Origin of the sequence: Marinobacter sp. ST-43, from assembly GCF_030541085.1 — a bacterium.
Taxonomy (GTDB): Bacteria; Pseudomonadota; Gammaproteobacteria; order Pseudomonadales; family Oleiphilaceae; genus Marinobacter; species Marinobacter nauticus.
Map to the genome: position 1 here is coordinate 1 of NZ_JASSVO010000028.1, position 18,887 is coordinate 18,887.

The 18,887-nt window shown below is 59.0% G+C and carries 18 protein-coding genes; 11 read left to right on the top strand and 7 right to left on the bottom strand.

All coding sequences use genetic code 11. The annotated features are described in order from the left end of the window. The first annotated feature begins 286 nt into the window (after positions 1–286). A complete protein-coding gene (gene ahpF, locus QPL98_RS18405) occupies positions 287–1,852 on the top strand; it encodes an alkyl hydroperoxide reductase subunit F (protein ID WP_011787239.1) in 1,566 nt (521 codons plus the stop codon). A gap of 80 nt (positions 1,853–1,932) precedes the next feature. Here the strand turns inward: ahpF and QPL98_RS18410 are convergent, their stop codons facing one another. Beyond that, complete coding sequence (locus QPL98_RS18410; protein WP_023008743.1) at positions 1,933–2,604, bottom strand: transglutaminase family protein; 672 nt, start codon at positions 2,602–2,604, stop codon at positions 1,933–1,935. A 187-nt stretch (positions 2,605–2,791) separates the two neighbouring features. On the opposite strand from QPL98_RS18410, the gene QPL98_RS18415 reads away from it, so the two are divergent. Continuing rightward, positions 2,792–3,958, top strand: coding sequence for an ABC transporter substrate-binding protein (locus QPL98_RS18415; protein ID WP_113879348.1), 1,167 nt, complete (start codon positions 2,792–2,794; stop codon positions 3,956–3,958). Between the two features lie 46 nt (positions 3,959–4,004). Here the strand turns inward: QPL98_RS18415 and QPL98_RS18420 are convergent, their stop codons facing one another. Beyond that, positions 4,005–5,030, bottom strand: coding sequence for a histone deacetylase family protein (locus tag QPL98_RS18420; RefSeq protein WP_303293759.1), 1,026 nt, complete (start codon positions 5,028–5,030; stop codon positions 4,005–4,007). Between the two features lie 114 nt (positions 5,031–5,144). Between QPL98_RS18420 and QPL98_RS18425 the strand changes: the two genes are divergently transcribed. From QPL98_RS18425 to QPL98_RS18435, 3 genes are all read left to right on the top strand, one after another. Next, a complete protein-coding gene (locus QPL98_RS18425) occupies positions 5,145–5,717 on the top strand; it encodes a YgjV family protein (protein ID WP_113879346.1) in 573 nt (190 codons plus the stop codon). Between the two features lie 78 nt (positions 5,718–5,795). Beyond that, positions 5,796–6,086 (top strand): encapsulin-associated ferritin-like protein, encoded by a 291-nt coding sequence (locus tag QPL98_RS18430; protein ID WP_011787234.1) that lies wholly within the window; start codon positions 5,796–5,798, stop codon positions 6,084–6,086. A 116-nt stretch (positions 6,087–6,202) separates the two neighbouring features. Then, positions 6,203–7,729 (top strand): NAD(P)/FAD-dependent oxidoreductase, encoded by a 1,527-nt coding sequence (locus tag QPL98_RS18435; RefSeq protein WP_303293760.1) that lies wholly within the window; start codon positions 6,203–6,205, stop codon positions 7,727–7,729. A 1-nt stretch (position 7,730) separates the two neighbouring features. Here the strand turns inward: QPL98_RS18435 and QPL98_RS18440 are convergent, their stop codons facing one another. Then, entirely contained in the window at positions 7,731–8,801 is a 1,071-nt protein-coding gene (locus QPL98_RS18440) for an SDR family oxidoreductase (protein ID WP_303293761.1), read from the bottom strand. A 79-nt stretch (positions 8,802–8,880) separates the two neighbouring features. On the opposite strand from QPL98_RS18440, the gene QPL98_RS18445 reads away from it, so the two are divergent. Both QPL98_RS18445 and QPL98_RS18450 read left to right on the top strand, forming a co-directional pair. Next, positions 8,881–9,249 (top strand): MerR family transcriptional regulator, encoded by a 369-nt coding sequence (locus QPL98_RS18445; protein WP_222198135.1) that lies wholly within the window; start codon positions 8,881–8,883, stop codon positions 9,247–9,249. Positions 9,250–9,343: 94 nt separating this feature from the next. Then, a complete protein-coding gene (locus tag QPL98_RS18450; RefSeq protein ID WP_303293762.1) occupies positions 9,344–10,648 on the top strand; it encodes a hypothetical protein in 1,305 nt (434 codons plus the stop codon). Here QPL98_RS18450 and QPL98_RS18455 read toward each other — a convergent pair. Further along, complete coding sequence (locus tag QPL98_RS18455) at positions 10,623–11,462, bottom strand: TlpA disulfide reductase family protein (RefSeq protein ID WP_303293763.1); 840 nt, start codon at positions 11,460–11,462, stop codon at positions 10,623–10,625. The genes QPL98_RS18450 and QPL98_RS18455 overlap by 26 nt on opposite strands. Positions 11,463–11,808: 346 nt before the next feature. Here QPL98_RS18455 and QPL98_RS18460 point away from each other — a divergent pair, with 346 nt between their 5' ends. Continuing rightward, complete coding sequence (locus QPL98_RS18460) at positions 11,809–13,146, top strand: DEAD/DEAH box helicase (RefSeq protein WP_023011397.1); 1,338 nt, start codon at positions 11,809–11,811, stop codon at positions 13,144–13,146. A 101-nt stretch (positions 13,147–13,247) separates the two neighbouring features. On the opposite strand, the gene QPL98_RS18465 is transcribed toward QPL98_RS18460, so the two are convergent. Together QPL98_RS18465 and QPL98_RS18470 are read right to left on the bottom strand one after the other, a co-directional pair. After that, positions 13,248–14,012 (bottom strand): OmpW family protein, encoded by a 765-nt coding sequence (locus tag QPL98_RS18465; protein ID WP_022991369.1) that lies wholly within the window; start codon positions 14,010–14,012, stop codon positions 13,248–13,250. A 157-nt stretch (positions 14,013–14,169) separates the two neighbouring features. Beyond that, complete coding sequence (locus QPL98_RS18470) at positions 14,170–14,640, bottom strand: helix-turn-helix domain-containing protein (protein WP_023011396.1); 471 nt, start codon at positions 14,638–14,640, stop codon at positions 14,170–14,172. A gap of 89 nt (positions 14,641–14,729) precedes the next feature. On the opposite strand from QPL98_RS18470, the gene QPL98_RS18475 reads away from it, so the two are divergent. Together QPL98_RS18475 and bamE are read left to right on the top strand one after the other, a co-directional pair. After that, positions 14,730–15,842: an NADH:flavin oxidoreductase gene (locus tag QPL98_RS18475; RefSeq protein WP_036148773.1), complete on the top strand. Its 1,113-nt coding sequence runs from the start codon at positions 14,730–14,732 to the stop codon at positions 15,840–15,842. Positions 15,843–15,992: 150 nt separating this feature from the next. Then, positions 15,993–16,304 carry an outer membrane protein assembly factor BamE gene (gene bamE / locus QPL98_RS18480; protein WP_041655220.1) on the top strand — a complete coding sequence of 104 codons (312 nt, stop codon included), beginning with the start codon at positions 15,993–15,995 and terminating at the stop codon, positions 16,302–16,304. A gap of 24 nt (positions 16,305–16,328) precedes the next feature. Here the strand turns inward: bamE and QPL98_RS18485 are convergent, their stop codons facing one another. Then, positions 16,329–16,967, bottom strand: a complete 639-nt coding sequence (locus tag QPL98_RS18485; RefSeq protein ID WP_113879338.1) for a TetR family transcriptional regulator — start codon at positions 16,965–16,967, stop codon at positions 16,329–16,331. 169 nt (positions 16,968–17,136) lie between these two features. Here QPL98_RS18485 and QPL98_RS18490 point away from each other — a divergent pair, with 169 nt between their 5' ends. Then, positions 17,137–18,720, top strand: coding sequence for an NAD(P)/FAD-dependent oxidoreductase (locus tag QPL98_RS18490; protein ID WP_303293764.1), 1,584 nt, complete (start codon positions 17,137–17,139; stop codon positions 18,718–18,720). Positions 18,721–18,887: the final 167 nt, after the last annotated feature.

Consider the following 18,887-nt stretch of genomic DNA (forward strand, 5'->3'; position numbering starts at 1 on the left):
CTGGTAAGCTTGCTGGATACGATGGTTAGGCTTCAGCGCCGACCGTGAACCGCCGTGGTACGGAACCGTATGCCCGGTGGTGTGAGAGGACGGGGGAGGTAACTCCCCCTCCTACTCGATTTTATCAATCGTTCCGACTGAGTTTTATAGGTATGGCCTATCATAAGATTTGGGTCAATCAATTTGAGCAACGAACCGTCTGGCCGTATCTTAATCATAACTTCAGATAACGATTCATTATTGAATTCAGAAACTTAGTTTCACGACATAAAGGGGAATACCAAACATGTTGGATGCCAATATCAAAGGACAGTTGAAGGCCTATATGGAAAAGCTGCAGCAGCCGATTGAGCTGGTGGCAGCCTATGACGACAGCAAGAAGTCCGAGGAGCTCAAGCAGCTGCTGGAAGAAATCGAGCCGATGTCCGAGAAGATCAGCCTGCGGACCGAGGAATCGACTGAGGTGCGTCGTCCGTCCTTCGCCATCAATCGTGTAGGCACCGACATTGGCGTTCGCTTTGCCGGTATTCCCATGGGCCACGAATTTACTTCGCTGGTGCTGGCCCTGCTGCAGGTGGGTGGCCATCCATCCAAGGCGTCTCAGGAAGTGATCCAGCAGGTTCAGGAGCTGGAAGGTGAGTTCGAGTTTGAAACCTACTTCTCGCTGTCCTGCCAGAACTGCCCGGACGTGGTTCAGGCGCTGAACCTGATGAGCGTGCTGAACCCGAACATCAAGCACACCTCCATTGACGGTGCCCTGTTCCAAGACGAAGTTGAGCAGCGTGAAGTGATGGCGGTACCCAGTGTTTACCTGAATGGCCAGCCCTGGGGCCAGGGCCGGATGACGCTGGAAGAGATTGCGGCCAGGCTGGACACCAACTCGGCTGAAAAAGAAGCTCGTAAGATCAACCAGAAAGATGCGTTTGACGTTCTGGTGATCGGTGGCGGCCCGGCAGGTTCTGCTGCTGCTATCTATGCCGCACGAAAGGGCATTTCGACCGGTATCGCGGCTGAGCGTTTTGGTGGCCAGGTGGCCGACACCATGGGCATCGAAAACCTGATTTCCGTGCCTTATACCGAAGGCCCGAAACTGGTGGCGGCCATGGAGCAGCACGTCAACGAATACGAAGTCGACATCATGAACATGCAGCGTGCCGAGAAGCTGATTCCGGCCGAGCAGACCGGAGGCCTGCACGAGGTACGCCTGGCCAACGGCGGCTCTCTGAAAGCTCGCACGCTGATTCTGTCCACCGGTGCCCGCTGGCGCCAGATGGGTGTGCCGGGTGAGGAAGAGTACCGCAACAAGGGCGTGGCCTACTGCCCGCATTGCGACGGCCCGCTGTTCAAAGGCAAGCGCGTAGCGGTGATTGGCGGTGGTAACTCCGGCGTGGAAGCGGCCATCGACCTGGCAGGTATTGTCGGCCACGTGACGCTGATCGAGTTTGGCGAGCAGATGCGTGCCGATGAAGTGCTGCAGAAGAAACTTCGCAGTCTGAACAACGTGAAGATCATTACGTCTGGCCAGACCACGGAAGTGGTGGGTACCGATGGTAAGGTCAGCGGCCTGAACTACACCGACCGTACCACCGGTGAGTCGCATCACGTTGAGCTGGAAGGCGTGTTTGTTCAGATCGGCCTGGTGCCGAACACCGAGTGGCTGAAAGGCGACATCGAACTGAGCCAGCACGGCGAGATCATCGTAAATGACCGTAACGAGACTTCGATCCCGGGTGTGTTCGCGGCAGGCGATGCCACCACCGTGCCCTACAAGCAGATCGTGATCTCTATGGGTGAAGGTTCCAAGGCTGCCCTGAGCGCCTTCGACTTCCTGATCCGTAACTCTGCTGAGTAAGCTGTTCACACAAGCCTGAATTCAGGCTGACCCCTGAAACCGGCGCCCACGGGAAGTGGGCTGCCGGTTTTTTTATGGCTTCAGGAACGGTCCGAGATGTCCTGTTCCAGGCTGCCCGTCATGGTTTGGGGCTGGCCATCCGCTTCAAACAGGTGGCCATAGGCCCGGCGAACGCCGTCAACGATGAAATCGAAGGGCACATCGTCGAACACGCCGTGATCATTGATGTATTCCATATGCGCCTGGCCGTCTTCCGTGAATTCCTGGAAGACCGAGTCGTTCACCCCATCAAACGGCAGGGGCTCTACCTTCATCAGCTCGCATAACTGTCGGTTGAAGGCCGGTGTGGCCTTCACCCAGCGACCATTGAGATACAGCTCGATAAAGCCGTGCATGCGGAAAATGTCGGAACGCAGCCACTCAATCAGCTTCGGGCTGGAAAGATGGTTACGTACATCCGCCAGGCCCAGCCGGCTGGGAATGCCGATGGAGCGGGCTGCAGCACCCAGCAGCACGGCTTTGGGAATGCAGTAGGTTTCGCCCGATTCCAGCGCGTAACTGGCCGAGAGCGTGCGTGGCTCGGTTCTGAACACGTAGGGGTTGTACTGGATGCTGTCGCGCACCGCCAGATACAGCGCCTTGATCTGTGCCACCGGCTCGTCCGATACGCCGGCCAGGTGCTGCTGGACCCAGGCCTCGACGGCGGGATGGTCGTAGTCGAAGAAGGGGGTGGCTCTCAGGTAGTTTTCCATTCCGGGCATCCAGAGTTTGCGCATGGTTGGCTGATGATCTCCCGATTAGCAAGCTACAGGCAATGACATTTTCCACCAATCCGGGTGACCAGAGGCACCGGGTTCGATCATCTGGGCAGAGGTCGATGCGGATACCGTATTGTTCGTTATACTGACCGGCAAGATTTGCCGACGGCTAAGGAGCTGCATGGTTTTACGTGTTGTACTGATGATCAGCCTGTTTCTGGGCACCGTTGGTCGGGTGGCGGATGCGGATACGCTCCCAAACCCGAGTGCGTCGGACACGCTCCCGAATGTGGTGTTCCTGTCACCGGATACCTCCCGTTTCTGGCACATGGTTGCAGGATTCATGGAGCAGGTGGCTGCGGACCTGGAGGTTGAGTTTGACGTCCTGTTCGATGAGGAGCGGCATCGGCTCAGTTATCTGAAGCTGGTCCAGCAAGTTCTCAGTCGGGAGGAGAAACCCGATTACCTGATCATCATGTGGAAGGAGCAGGTAACTGCTCAGATCCTGGATTATGCGCGCCGGCAAAGCGTTAAGGTGTTCTCGTTTAACACTGCGGTGCCAGAGGCCGCGCGAGAGAAGGTGGGTTCTGCGCCCAGGGAAAAACTGGAGAACTGGATTGGCCATCTGGGGGTCGATAATGTCTCCGGTGGTCAAATACTGGCCAGGATGCTCGACCAGCGCGCACGGGCGCTCAACCTGGTCAGGTCTGATGAGCCGGTGCCTGTTGTTGCACTGACTGGCACCCTGGATTCCTCTGCGGCTCGTGATCGCAGTCTCGGGCTGCTTGAAGCGACGGATGGTGCAGGCTCTGAACTGTTGCAGTCCGTTCGTGCCGACTGGAGCGAGCAGGAGGCGAGAGACAAAACATCGGTGCTGTTGCGGCGGTATCCGAATACGGCTGCAATCTGGAGCGCCAGCGACGGCATGGCGTTCGGGGCCATGGATGCTGCCCGGCGCGCGGGCTTACGCCCTGGCAATGACTTGGTAGTGGGTGGCATTGACTGGGAGCCGGAAGCGCTTGCGGCCATTCGCGCGGGCGATCTGTATGTCAGTCTTGGCCGGCATTTCATGGGTGGAGGGCTGGCGTTGTTGCTGGTGCACGACTATCACCGGGGATACGATTTTGCAGATAGCGGACAATCGGCCTCGATGCACTACCAGTTTAAGGCTGCGACTGCCGACAACGTGGACAACATCGCCCACATGCTTGCGCCGGAAAACTGGAAAGCTGTCGATTTCCGGGCTTTCAGTCGGGTGTTCAATTCACAGCTCCGCGAGGTGCCTGTGAGTGCCGAGCGATTAATGGACGGCTTTTCGGCGGCGTTGATGCAGCAGGGCGGCAGATAGCGCACCGGAGGAAGGGGCTCCCTCCGGTCGCCAGTATTACTCAGGATTATCCCTCAAAGCCCTGCATGACATTGACCGCATTTACGCCAATGGCGTCCACATCGTAGCCGCCTTCCATGGTAAACACGGTGGGTAAACCCAGCTGCGCCAAGCGCTGCCCCAGGCTGAGGTAGTCTTCCGAGGCCAGCTTGAAGAACGAGATGGGGTCGTGCTCGAAGGTGTCCACGCCCAGCGCCACCACCAGGGCATCGGGCTTGAACACTTCAATGCGCTCGCAAGCGGTTTCCAGGCCCTGGCTCCAGGTGCTGTAGGGCGTTCCCGGTGGATAGACGATGTTCAGATTGTAGCCTTCGCCGGTGCCTTCCCCCAGCTCGTCTTCAAACCCGAGGAAGTGCGGGAACACCAGATCCGGGTCGCCGTGCAGGCTGATAGTGAGGACATCGGCCCGGGCATAGAAAATGGCCTGGGTGCCATTGCCGTGATGGAAATCCACGTCCAGGATAGCAACCTTGCCATAGCCCTGGTCCCGGAATGCCTGGGCCACGATGGCGGCGTTGTTGAAGAAGCAGTAGCCGCCGAACAGGTCGGCGTGGGCGTGGTGCCCGGGTGGTCGGCACAGGGCAAAGGCAGCGCGCTCACCATCGGCCACCAGTTTCTGGGCGGTCAGGGCCACGTTGGCGGAAGCGCGGGCGGCTTCCCAGGTGCCCTCCGAGATCGAGGTTTCGGCGGCAAAGCTGTAATAGCCCAGGCGGCCATCAATGTCCTTGGGAATCCGGTGGCGCATGCCCCGGCCAGCCCATACTGCGGGAATGGCTTCCCCGGGCTTGCCCGCAGCCAGCCAGTCCTGCCAGCAGGTCTCCAGAAAGGCCACGTAATCCGGTGTGTGCACGCGCTGGATCGGCGCCAGCCCGAATTCTTCCGGCTCCAGAATCTCGCCCAGGGCCTGGTCTTTCACCCTGGCCAGGATGGTCTCGGCCCTTGAGGGTTTTTCATGGGGTTCGATCAGCAGGCCGCCATCCAGTTCGGTGCGCACATGGCGCCGGCTGTGCAAAGGGGAGAAGACGGTTTTCATAGGGCGCGAATCCTTGATATCAACGTGGGAGCACTCTGGCACAGGTTTGTGCATGGCTCAAACCCGGTAAGTGTGGCAGGCTGGGGTGCAGCATCGGGAGAGGGGATTACCGCTATGACAGAACTGGTTGCCGGGCTTACGCTCAGCCAGGGGCTGGGGCAGCTGTGTGGGTTGGTGGCCCTGGGGTTCTGTATTGCCGGTTTTGCCAACAAGAACGACGACCGCCTGCTGGTCCTGCTGATTTCGGCCAATGTGGCCTTCGCCCTGATGTTCGCGTTCTTTCAGAGCTGGACGGCGGCGGCCCTGACGGTACTGGTGATCCTGCGCATCGCCCTGGCACGCCGGTACCAGGGCAACGGGTTGATCATGGCGGTCATGCTGGTGGTCAATCTGCTGGTGGCCTGGGCAACCTGGACGTCTGCTACCGATGTGTTTCCCCTCACCGCCGCCGTTCTCGGCACCGTGGGCATGTTCATGCTCCGGGGTATTCCCCTTCGTATTGTTCTGGGGCTGGCGGCGCTGGCCTGGATGCTCAATAACCTGGTGATCGGATCCGTCGGCGGTACTCTGGCTGAGGGCATGGTGCTGGTTACCAACATCATTACCATCATCCGGCTGTACCGGTTGCAGAAACAATATCCCGGGCTTGATCTGCAGGCGCCACGGTCGGGAGAAGAGCGCGGGTAAGTTTGTCGTCGTCGCTGGCTTTGGCTATGGTCTAAGGGTGCCAACGGGCACCTAGTAACCGCCAATCAGGAGTGATGCATGGCAAACGACAGTTATCATGAGCCGGTGGGTGAACTGACAGACGACACCCGTGATATGCACCGGGCCGTCAGTTCGCTGATGGAAGAGTTTGAAGCCGTTGACTGGTACAACCAGCGGGTGGATGCCTGCAAGGATCCGGAACTCAAAGCGATTCTTGAACATAATCGCGACGAGGAGAAAGAACACGCGGCCATGGTGCTTGAGTGGATTCGGCGGAAGGATCCGACCATGGACAAGTACCTTCGGGAATTCCTGTTCAAAGAGGGGCCAATCGGTCACCACGACTGACTCAATCAGCCATATCCTGAGCGCAGATTGGCCAATTCCCGGAGCTGTCGGCCTGCGCTATCGTGATTCTCTACACGTGATTACAAGAAACGGATCGGATTCCGAGAGGGCAGGATATGGCTAAACAGCATTATGATGTATTGATCATTGGCGCCGGAGTATCCGGCATTGGCATGGCCTGTCACCTGAAACGGGAATGCCCCGGCAAGCGTTTCGCCATACTGGAGCGCCGCCAGTCCCTTGGTGGCACCTGGGATCTGTTCCGTTACCCGGGTATCCGCTCGGATTCCGACATGTTCACCTTTGGTTATAACTTTCGGCCCTGGACCGGCGGCAAGGTGCTGGCGGATGGCGCGTCGATCAAAAACTACGTGGCGGAAACCGCGAAAGAGAACGATGTCGAGCGCCACATTCGTTACGGCGTGGCCGTGAAGACTGCGGACTGGTCCAGCACCGAGAAATGCTGGACCCTGACCGCTGAGAACGAGCAGACCGGCGATCAGGAAACCTACACCGCCAGCTTTTTGGTGGGCTGCACCGGTTACTACAATTATGACCAGGGCTACAAACCGGATTTCCCGGGCGAAGCGGACTTCAAAGGGCAGATCGTCCATCCCCAGCACTGGCCGGAGAATCTGGATTACTCGGGCAAGAAGGTGGTGGTGATTGGCAGCGGTGCCACGGCAATTACCCTGGTGCCCACCATGGCAGAGAAGGCCGCACACGTTACCATGCTGCAGCGTTCGCCCACCTATCTGATGCCGTTGCCGTCAACCGATAAAGTCACCCTGGCGCTGCAGAAAGTGCTGCCGGAAAAGACGGCCTACCGGTTAACCCGTGCCCGCAACATTTCGATTTCCCGGCTGCTCTATGAGCGTTCGCGCAAGAGCCCGAAAGCCATGCGCCGGCTCTTTCTGTCGGTGATCAAACGGCAGCTCAAGGGCAAGGCCGACATGCGTCACTTCAGCCCGGACTACAACCCCTGGGACCAGCGCCTGTGTGTGGTGAAAGATGGCGACCTGTTTGAGGCCATTAAAGCCGGCACCGCCTCCATCAAGACCGATCATATCGAACGCTTCACCAAAACCGGTATTCGCCTGAAGTCCGGTGAAGAGCTGGAAGCCGACATCATCATTCCGGCTACCGGCCTGGACATCCAGATGCTGGGCGGCATCACGCCCCGGGTGGATGGCCAGGAGGTGGCGCTCAAGGACAAGGTGATCTACAAGAATGTGATGGTGGAAGGCGTACCCAACGCGGGCATGATCTTTGGCTACACCAACATTTCCTGGACCCTGAAAGCCGATATTGCCAGTGAGTACCTGTGCCGGCTGATCAATCACATGGATCGTAACGGCCATCAGGTGGCCGTGGCACGAGATACCGAGAACAGTAAAGGAGACGATACCATTCTCGGTTCCCTCGACGCGGGTTACATCAAGCGGGCAGAAGACCGGTTGCCGCGTCAGGGCACCCACGGCCCGTGGAAAGCCTCCCAGAACTATCTGCAGGATGTGAAGATCCTGCGCTTCGATCCCATCGAAGACGGCTATCTTGAGTTTGATGGCCAACCCAGTCGCGCGAGCGAAGGCCGTTCATCCGGTTTCCTTCGCCCGTTGCGTTCGGCGTTGTTCGGGGCCTGAGTCAGGCCCCGATCGTTAGCGCTCCTCCGCCAACACCGAGACGTTGGCAGTAGTGTCGGCAGCTTGCCTCCAGGTACTGAGCGAACGGCGGTAAATGCACGTTCTGCTGCGCCAGAAACTGCTCTGTACGGGATGTGTCGAAACGGCAGGTCTGAATAAACGCCAGGGACTCCGGGGCCACCTTCAGCAGCCCGGGCAAGCCAGGTATGGCCAGCAGAGCTTTCATCACGCCGATAGGAAGATGCCTGCGGGGGCCCGGCTTGCCCAGGAGTTGCGCCGCGGCCTGTAACAGTCCCGCCAGGTTGGGCGTGTTCTGGTCCAGCGCCAACAGCGTATCGGGCACCCGATTGGCCGTGCAGGCCGCTGCAATTAGTTGCGCCAGGCTATCCACCGGAATCAATGGCAACCAGTGCTCTGGCGACCCCGGAATCATGGCCAGTCGCCCATGGTAGAGGTTGTCGAGCAAGCTGTGCAGCGGTTGGGCCGGGTCCAGGTCCCCCGTTGATCCGTGGCCCGCCACCGTCGCCGGCTGCACGTCGACCGCATTCAGCCCGTGCCTTGCCACGAATTCCCGCAAGCGGAATGCGGATTCCAGTTTGCTGGCCTCATAGCCACCGGCTTGCCGGTACACCTGGCTCCAGTCGGTCTGCTCCGGGTGACTCAGTTGAATGCCCTGGCGTGACAGGTGTGCCTCGTTGGCGAGCATGAACCCTGTGATAAACACCAGCCGGCAGTCCAGGTGGCGGGCCAGTTCCGCCACCCGAAGACTGCCGGTAACGTTGGTGTGACGGGCCTCGTGCTCGGGCAGGTTCCAGGCGAACCGGGCGGCCAGATGCACGATGCATTCGATGCGGTCCGGTAAGGTGACCAGTCCCAGATCCGGCTTTTCCAGATCGCCTTCCAGTGCGGAAAACCGCTCCATGGCGACGCCCTGCTGTTCGAGAAAGCCGGTGAGCTGTGTCAGGCTGGACTTGGAGCGGGTCAGTGCTTTCACGTCATGCCCCTGCTGCATCAGGGTGAGGCAAAGATATTTACCAATAAAACCGGTGGCGCCGGTGATCAGGATGGTCATGGTGCGTTCCTTGTTCATTGAGTCGAACGCAGCCTAAAGTATGGAGTATGCTCGAAGGTCAACAGGGAGAGTGCTTGGCATGAGGATATCGGAACTGGAACGGCGCACCGGGATAACCCGGGATACCCTGCGCTACTACGAAAAACAGGGTCTGATCCGGGAGGTGGGCCGCAGCGGAAACAACTATCGGGACTACCCGGAGCAGGCCGTCGCGCGTGTTGCGATGGTGCGGCAACTCAAAAGCCTGGGTTTTTCGCTGAACGAAATCCGCGAGTTGCTGGATGCGGTTCGCTCGGACCGGATTGATTGCCTGCAGGGTGCAGCGGTGATGGCCCGCAAGAGGGCCCTGGTGGATGCCCGGATTCGCGAACTGAAAGCCGTCAGCACGTTATTGAAACAGGAGCAGGCCCGCCTGGAAGCCAGTGCCAGGGAGCACGGACTGGTTTGATGGCCATCCTCATAATTGCTGATGGCGCGGTAAAAGTAGCTTCCTTAACATAGACGATCTATTCGGGTTCCTTTGATCTGTCCGGGAAACGGTCTTGCTGCCACTTCGCTCCGCGTTAGCCTACGTTGCCTTACTCTCTGCCATTCTGGCGAGCCTGCCGGGTATGACCTATCTGGGGGCTGCCGCCGCGGGTGCGACCGTCTTGCTGGGCTGGCAGGACATGCGCAATGTGCCCCGGGCGGTGTTTGTCGTGGCGCTGGTCATGCTGGTTTTCGCCCTGGGCTATGACCCGGAGCTGATTGAGACCGCTTCCGGTAACATGACCCGGCTGGCTGGCCTGATGCTGGCGGTGATGCTGCTGTCGAATGTGCTGGCCCGCACTGAGGACCTGCAGAAGATTTCCGTCAGTCTGTTTGGTGGTAAGCCGCTGGCCCGATACCTCAGCCTCGCGTTCGGCACCTCGCTGGTGTCTGTTCCCCTGAACTTTGGTTCGGTGGCGGTGGTGGGCAGCCTGGTGGGCGAGCGCATCCGTCGCAACGGCGATTCCGAATCTACCCGCAATGCCACCCGGGCTGTTTTGCGAGGGTTTGGCGTCGCCCCCATGTTTTCGCCTCTGTCCATTTCGGTGGTGCTGACCCTGACGCTGTTGCCGCAGGTGAGTCTGCTTTCGCTGTTGTTGCTGGCGGTACCGTTTTCCGTGGTGATGGTGCTGGCGGGGCTGCACTGGCGAGAACCGGAACCGTTGCAAAGCACAGAGCGGAGCGTTAACCGTGCTGGCGCGGGTAGCTGGTTGCGTTTTGGTGGGCTGATTCTGGCGATCTGCATGGGTGTACTCTGGCTCAGCCACCGGTTCGGATTGAGTTATGCCCATGCGGTGGCCTTGAGCTGTCTGGCAGCGGTGCTCTTGTACCGGATTCTGGGTTGGTTAAAGCGGGAGAATCCGCCTCTGGCCAGCATGGCCAATGTCAGCAATGAGCTGGCCATTGTTGGTGGTTCGGCGTTTATCGGGGCGGTGCTCAGTGGCGTGGTACTGGGCCAGATCAGCGGTCAGCCGGAATTACCGGTGTGGCTCTGGGCGCTGCTGGCGGCCGGTGTACCCTGGGTGTTTTTTGCTGCCGGACTGGCGGGTATGAACCCGATTATTATTGCTACCCTCATTGGCGGTATTCTGGGTTCGCTGTGGCCAGGCGCAGCTCAGCTTGGCCTGGCCATCGCCATGGTTACTGGCTGGGGGATTACCGCCTTCGGCACGCCCTTTGCGGCTAATGCTTTGATTATGGAACGGCTGACCGGATACCGGACACGGGATGCTTCGTTTCGCTGGAGCCTGGCGTTGTCGCTGTCGGGTCTTTGCGCAGCCAGTTTTCTGGGCTTCAGTCTGACCCTGTGGCTGGGCTGAGGTAAGCCGGGTCGAAGCGCTCGAGGCTTCGGGCCAGGCTGGCGCGGGAAAGTTCGCCCATATGGGTATCCACGAGTTGGCCCTCGGCGTTGTAGAACAGGGTGGTGGGCAAGCCGTGGCTGCCGACTACCCGGCCAAACCGGTTCTGTCTGTCGCTCAGTACGTGGCTCAGGTTCAGATTCTGTGCCATCAGGAACTTGCGGATGGTTGCCGGATGTTCGCCCTGATTGGCGAACACAAAGTTCACGTTCGGGTAGCGTTGCTGGGCTTCTTCCAGCACAGGCATCTCGCGGATACATGGCGGGCACCAGGTGGCCCAGAGATTGACCACCGTGGGCTTGTCACCGGCCAGGCTGGCCAGGTCTACCGGGCGTTCGTTCAGATCGGTCAGCGCCACTTCCGGCAGGCCCCGGGTTTGCTGGTTGATCAGCGCAATAATGCCAGACATACCGCCCCAGATGATGAGGCCAGCCGCGACCGCCGAGCCCAGCGCCCGGCGTATGGCCGCCCGTTTCCACATCAGGTAACCGGTGAAGGCAAACGCAGCAAACAGGCCGGTCACCAGGTCGAACCCGCCGTCGCGGATGTCGATCATGCCCAGCCAGTCGCCCTGGTACTCGCTGAAGTAGCGCACCACAAAACCGATGCGGGCACTGACCATGGCCACTAGAAAGATATCGGCCAGGGTACCGGCCACCGGCGTTTTCTCTTTCCGGCCGATCAGGCCGCCAACCACCAGGGCAACCACGAAGGCCAGAACGAGAAGCAGGTGTCCGATGGACAGGCTGAGGGGGCCGATGCCTACGCTGAGCATGGAATCTCCGGAAATCGGTGAGTTTTTAGTAGCATACGGCGGCTAATGACCGCCGGGCCCTGTCAGAGTTCCATTTATCACCCTGAAAATGAAGGCCGGCCAATAAAACCACCTATAGCTATTTGCCGGGTGCTCTGTTACCGTGCCTGCATCCTGCCTCTAGGGATTCCGCAGTTTCCGGCTTAAAGCCGCCTTGCGAACCATTTCATACGACCTGTCAGAGGACGTCACCCCGAACCCGGCGAGTGACCGTAGTCGTCTTTTATTCCATGACTTTCATGGCATCTGCCCGCATTCGCCGACGACGGTGTTCGTGGAGGCAGAATCAATCAAGAGTACATCGTATATGAGTTTTTCTTCTCTCGGTTTGTCCGAGCAGCTGGTCCGTGCCACCGCCGATCAGGGTTATGAAACCCCGTCTCCCATCCAGCAGCAGGCGATTCCTGCGGTGCTGTCTGGCAAAGATGTAATGGCCGCGGCCCAGACCGGCACCGGTAAAACCGCTGGTTTTACCCTGCCTTTGTTGCAGCGCCTGGCGGAAAATCCCCGCACTGGCAAAGGCCCCCGCGCCCTGATTCTCACACCCACCCGTGAGCTGGCCGCCCAGGTACACGATAGCGTGAACCTTTACAGCAAATACGTACCCACCAAGGCCGCTGTGGTTTTTGGTGGTGTAAAGATCAACCCGCAGATGATGAAGCTGCGCAAGGGCCTGGACGTACTGGTGGCCACACCGGGCCGTTTGATGGACCTGTACCAGCAGAACGCGGTGCGCTTCAACGAAGTGGAAATCCTGGTGCTGGACGAAGCCGACCGCATGCTCGACATGGGCTTTATCCGCGATATTCGCAAGATCCTGGCGTTGCTGCCGGCCAAGCGCCAGAACCTGCTGTTCTCCGCCACCTTCTCCAACGAAATCCGTACCCTGGCCCAGGGCCTGCTGGATAACCCGGTGCAGGTGGAAGTGGCGGCCCGTAACACCACCGCCGAGAAAGTGAAGCAGTCCGTTTACCCGGTTGACCAGAGCCAGAAGACAGCCTTGCTGAGCAAGCTGGTGCGTGACAACGACTGGGATCAGGTACTGGTTTTCACCCGTACCAAGCACGGCGCCAACCGCCTGACCCAGAAGCTGGAGAAAGACGGTATCACGGCTGCCGCCATTCACGGCAATAAGTCCCAGGGTGCCCGTACCCGTGCCCTGGCGGATTTCAAAGCCGGTGAAGTGCGCGTACTGGTCGCCACCGACATTGCTGCCCGTGGCCTGGATATCAAACAGCTGCCGCAAGTGGTGAACTTTGAACTGCCGAACGTGCCGGAAGATTACGTGCACCGCATTGGTCGTACCGGCCGTGCCGGTGAAAGTGGCCATGCCCTGTCACTGGTCAGTGCTGACGAAGGCAAGCTGCTGGCGGGTATCGAGAAGCTGATCAAGAAGCAGCTTCCGCGCAAGGAAGTGGAAGGCTTTGAGCCGAAAAACAACCTGCCGCTGAAGCCCAAGGCCAAAGCAGACCCGAGTAAGGCGCGGAATCGTCGCCCTCAGGGTGGCAATGGTAAGAACTTTGGCCCGAAGCCGGCTGGTCGTAGCGGCGGTCGTGGCCGTGGTGGTCAGGGCGAAGGACAAGGCCGTGGCCGTGGCCAGGGGCAGGGTAGAAGTGGTCGCCCGGCTCAACGCCAGAGCGCCTGAAAACCGTTTCTCCTGACATAAAAAAGGCGGGGCCGAAGCCCCGCGCAGGAGAACGCACCATCCGGTAGCCGACAGACCGTGGGAGCTACCGGGAGTGCGGATCAGAACTTGTAGGTGAAACCTACCATGTAGACCATGGGGTCGATTTCGACTTCAGTTTCTACTTCAGCTGCTTTCACATCACCAGCGTAGGCGGTAATGGTTGCGTCGGTGTTGATGTCAGCCCACCAGATAGCAGCGTTCAGACCGAAATTTTCACTCAGCATATAGTCCATGCCCAGCTCCACAGCGACGCCAACACTGTCGTCGAGTTCGAGCTCAGAGCTTGACACCGCGCCCGCCAGAGCACCGCCAGACAGACTGCCCGCCACGGAGTTCAGAACCGTGTCCAGAGTGTCGTTGGTTTTTTCTTCGAAGAAAGTGGTGTAGTTCACACCCACGCCCGCGTACGGCTGGAACTTGGAGCTGCTGTGCATTGGGAAGTACTGCAGTGTCAGTGTTGGCGGCAGGTGCTTGGTTTCACCCAGCTTGCCGAAGCCAGACAGATCGCCTTTACCTTCAATGTTGTGCTTGAACGGGGTGGCACCCAGAACGCCAATACCCAGGTTGCTGGTGACCATGTAGGTCGCCCTAATGCCCAGCTGGGAGTTACCATCAACACCTACTTCTGTGCCATCCAGAGTGACGTTGGCACCGTCGATCGGGCCGACAAAACCAGTTACGTTCAGGGCATCGCTGGAGTCATCCGGCGCGACATGAACCGCACCCGCACGCAGAACAAAATCACCCGCTTCAAAAGCCTGAGCTGCAGGAGCCACTGCCATTACGGCCGCAGCCAGAACACTGAGTTTAAAACCACGAGACATAGCCATCTCCTTATCCATGAAAGATCGATGGCTTAAATGTAATGACATCCGGACAGGCAATCTTGATTTAGCGCAAGAAATGGCGGAAGGCAGCGCAGCTGGCCAATAAGTCTTGATTCAACTCAAGAAAACGTGGAAATGCGGCTATTGCGGATGGTCAGGCCTGGGCTTCGTCGAGGGGCTTGTCTTCATCGCTGGGCACAAACACGTCCCGAATGGACAGGGGCTGACCCTGGGTATTCTGCACGGTGACCGGCTGTATTGGCTGGCCGCTATCGCGGTCCCGGAGGTCCAGGGGCTGGCCGTCCGGAGACGGGTTCCACTTGTCGCCCCACTGGCGCAGAGCCACCACCACCGGAAACAGGTCGCGGCCTTTCTCCGTGAGCCGGTACTCAAAGCGTGAGCCGTGCTCGCCAACATCCACTTTGCGCAAGACCTCGTTGTCGACCAGTTTGGCCAGTCGGTCGCACAGAATGTTCTTGGCAATCCCCAGTTGCTGCTGAAAATCCACAAACCGGCGGGTGCCGTACATGGCGTGCAGCACAATCAGCAGCGACCACCAGTCCCCCACTTCATTCAGGGCACGGGCGACGGAGCAGTTGGAGTCATCAAAACGTTTTCTGGCCATGTAGGGGAGTGTACCGAATAGGGTTGCATTTTGAAACCGGATTTAATAGGGTTGCTTTACGAAACCAAATTGATGAGGTTGCACATCACATGAGTATGAATCTTGGTCCTTTGTTCGAGCCGTTTGAACTTCATAACCTCAAGCTGCGCAACCGCGTAGCCATGGCGCCGATGACCCGCAATTTCTCGCCTAAGGGTGTACCCGGTCAGGATGTGGTGGACTACTATCGCCGCCGCGCCGAGGCCGGTGTTGGCCTGATCATTACCGAAGGCACTGTCGTGAACCACGCGGCTGCCAACGGTTACCCGAACGTACCGGCCTTCTATGGCGACGAAGCCCTGGCGGGCTGGAAGAAAGTGGTGGATGCCGTGCACGAAGCCGGCGGCGCCATTTTCCCGCAACTGTGGCACGTGGGCGCGGTACGCAAGGAAGGTATCGAGCCGGATCCCTCTGTTCCCGGTTACAGCCCTTCAGGCCTGTTTGCGCCTGGCAAGCCCAACGGCAAGGCCATGACCAGGGAAGACATCCAGGACGTGATCAAAGCTTTCGGTGATGCCGCCCAGGATGCCAAGGCTCTGGGCTTCGACGGTGTGGAAATCCACGGCGCCCACGGCTATCTGCTGGATCAATTCCTGTGGGAAGGCACCAACCAGCGCGACGATGAGTACGGCGGCAGCCTGGAAAACCGCCTGCGCTTTGTGGTGGAAATCGTCGAGGAAGTGCGCCACCGTGTGGGCCCGGATTACCCGATCATGCTGCGCTTCTCTCAGTGGAAGCAGCAGGACTACGAAGCAAAACTGGTGAATAGCCCCGAGGAACTGGAGCGCTTCCTGAAGCCTCTGGCGGAGGCCGGTGTCGACATCTTCCACGCTTCCACCCGCCGCTTCTGGGAACCGGAGTTCGAAGGTTCCAATCTGAACCTGGCCGGCTGGACCCAGAAGATCACTGGTAAACCGACCATGTCGGTTGGCAGTGTGGGCCTGACCGAAGACTTCATCAGCGGCACCTTCGCCAGCAAGAAAGAGTCGGTCGAGCAGTCTGGCATCGATGAGCTGGTTGAGCGCATGAACAACGGTGAATTCGATCTGATCGCCGTTGGCCGTGCCCTGCTGCAAGACCCTGAGTGGCTGGTGAAAGTGAAAGAAGGCCGCCTGAACGAAGTGGAAGCCTTCGCCAGGAAGTCTCTGGCCAAACTCTACTGATCGAACTTACCCCTTCGATCGTGCCTGCCGCGCGCCCTCGGGCCCGCGGCTTTTTTGGGTCTGAAATCTGTCCGGTTCGTAATCGCAGCAATCGCCAGAAACGCTATGCTGTAGGCAGATTGTTGCTATTCACCAGACAAGGAGTTGGATATGGCTTTGATGCGTCATCTTAAACTGGCTGGGCTGGCTGCGGTATTGGTCACCCTGGTGGGTTGCGCCAGCGTAGGCCGGGATTTTGCGACTCATAATGTCGACCAGATAACGATCGGTGAGACGACCCGCGCCGAGATACAGGAGATGTTCGGTGAGCCCTGGCGCACCGGTATTGAAGACGGCAAGCGCACCTGGACTTACGGCAAGTATCGCTGGTCCGCGTTTGGTGACGATGAAACCACGGATCTGGTGGTCCGTTTCAATAACGACGGCACCGTATCCTCTTACGTATACAACACCACCGAATAAAAGCTCCCGGGCGCCGGCCTGACCTCAGTCAGCGGCCGGCGCCTGTTTCAGCGCCAGAATCTGCCCGGAATCCAGTTCCTCAATTAATGCCCCCCGGAACTGCCGGTTGATGAACCGCTCCGTTTCTACCTGAATCCGCTCCCGCTGCTCGGGCTTCTCGATATAGTCCATGGCCCGGAACAGGATGTAGCGGATGGTCATGTTGGAAATCTCCTGTACCACCACCTCATCGACGCCGGGCACCAGCCCGCGCTCGAGAATATCCTCGGCCATTTCCCGGGCGCTGGCGTCCAGCTGTGCTTCGAGAGCCCGGCGTAACACGGGCGACGGGCCGTGCAGTTCCCTGACCGCCACCGTGGTTGCTGCGGGGTTGGCCAGAAAGTAGTGGTACACAAAAGTGACGGTGTCGTGGGAGGCCTGTTCCGAGGAATCCGCCATCTGCCGCAACTGCCGCACGCCGGCTTTCATGTCCTCGGCGATATACCCCAGCACCTGCAAACCGAATTCGTCCAGATTGCGGAAGTGCCGGTAAAAGGTGTTCGGGTTCAGCCCCGCCTCCCGGGCCAGTTCCCGCAGGCCCAGAGAGGTCAGGCTACGGCTTTGGGTAATCAGCCTTAGAGCGGCCTGGACCAGTTTCAGTTTTCCGCCGGCAAGTCGTTGCATCGAGTCGTGTTTCCTTTGGGCGTTGGGCCAACAACCTGTCACTCAGGGCCATTCCTGTGCGAGTGGGTATACAGGTGTCTACTTTGACCGGTATACATGTGTCTACTGGTCATGATGACCACACCGACAACAACAGGCAAGGCCCTTCAGGCCACACAGGAGTGCAGCAATGAAACAAACCGCCAAGATCGCCATTATCGGCACCGGATTTTCCGGCCTGGGCATGGCCATCAAGTTGAAAGAGGCCGGCTTTGACGACTTCGTGATTCTGGAGCAGAGCGACAATGTCGGGGGCACCTGGCACGATAACCACTACCCGGGTTGCGCCTGCGATGTTCAATCTGCGCTGTATTCCTTCTCTTTTGAGCAGAATCCGAACTGGACCCGCATGTTTGCTCCCCAGCCGGAGATTCAGGCGTACCTGCGGCATTGCGCCGAGAAATACGGCCTGATGGATCACATTCGTTTCAACACCCACGTGGCGGGTGCCCGTTGGGATGAGGCCACCTCGGGCTGGGTTGTGGAAACCTGCAACAGTACAAAACTCTGGGGCTACATGGAAAAGAAAGGTTTGAAGCCCGGGGATGAGCTGGATCGCAGCGACAAGGCTCTGCCGCCAATCCGCAAGCTGCGAAGTGAGATTCTGGTGTCCGGCATGGGCGGCCTGAGCACCCCCGCGTATCCGGAGATCAAGGGCATAGACACGTTCACGGGAACCAGTTTCCACTCCCAGAACTGGGACCATGACTACGATTTTCGTGGCAAGCGGGTGGCGGTTATCGGCACCGGTGCCTCGGCCATCCAGTTCGTGCCGGAAATCGCCAAAGACGCCGCCCATCTGGACCTTTACCAGCGCACGCCGCCCTGGATCATGCCCAAGCCTGACCGGGAAATCCGGCCATTGGAGCGGGCCGTGTTCCGCCGGTTCCCGCAAACCCTGAATGCGTTCCGCCAGAGCATTTACTGGATGCTGGAAGCCCGGGTGCTTGGCTTCGTGGGTAACCCGCGCATTCTGAAAGTCGGTGAGTTGCAGGCCCGTCGACACATCCGCAACCAGATCAAGGACAAGGAACTGCGCAAGAAAGTGACGCCGGATTTCCACTTCGGCTGCAAGCGGGTGCTGATCTCCAACAACTACTACCCGGCCTTGGACCAGGAGCACGTAGACGTACTGACGGACGGCGTTCGCGAAGTGAAAGGTAACACCATCATTGACAACAATGGCACCGAGCGCCCGGTGGATTGCATTGTCTATGGCACCGGCTTCAAGGCCCAGGAACCCATCCCCCGGGGCATGATCTTCGGCCGTGGTGGCCAGGATCTGCTCGACGCCTGGCGCGAGGGTGCGGAAGCCTACAAAGGCACCACCGTGGCCGGCTTTCCAAACTTCTTCATGCTGATGGGCCCCAACACCGGGCTGGGCCACAGCTCCATGGTTTACATGATCGAGTCCCAGGTGCAGTACGTGCTGGACGCCATCAAGAAGATGGACCACCGAGGCTGGAAGAGCGTGGAAGTGAAAGAGGATGCCTACAGCCAGTACAACGCCTCTATACACGCCAAACTGGGCGACTCCGTGTGGCAGACCGGTTGCAAGAGCTGGTATGTGAACGAGAACGGCAAGAACACCACCTTGTGGCCGGGCTTCACCTGGCAGTTCCGGCAGCAGACCCGGCGGTTTGATGCCGAGCAGTATGTGTGTGAATCGGCGGAGGTGATGGAGCCGGGTGGGGAGCCGGCATTGGCTGGTTAAAACGGTAGATAATTATAGCGCCCGAGTCAGGATGCTTCGGGCGCTATAAAGTTGAATTGAGACAGAATACCTTGTTCAACGAAATCCAATGACTTAATTTTGTACAGCGTCGTGAGCCAGGGATTGCGCTCACTTTTTATCAGGTAGCGCTAACCGCTATCGTCTAG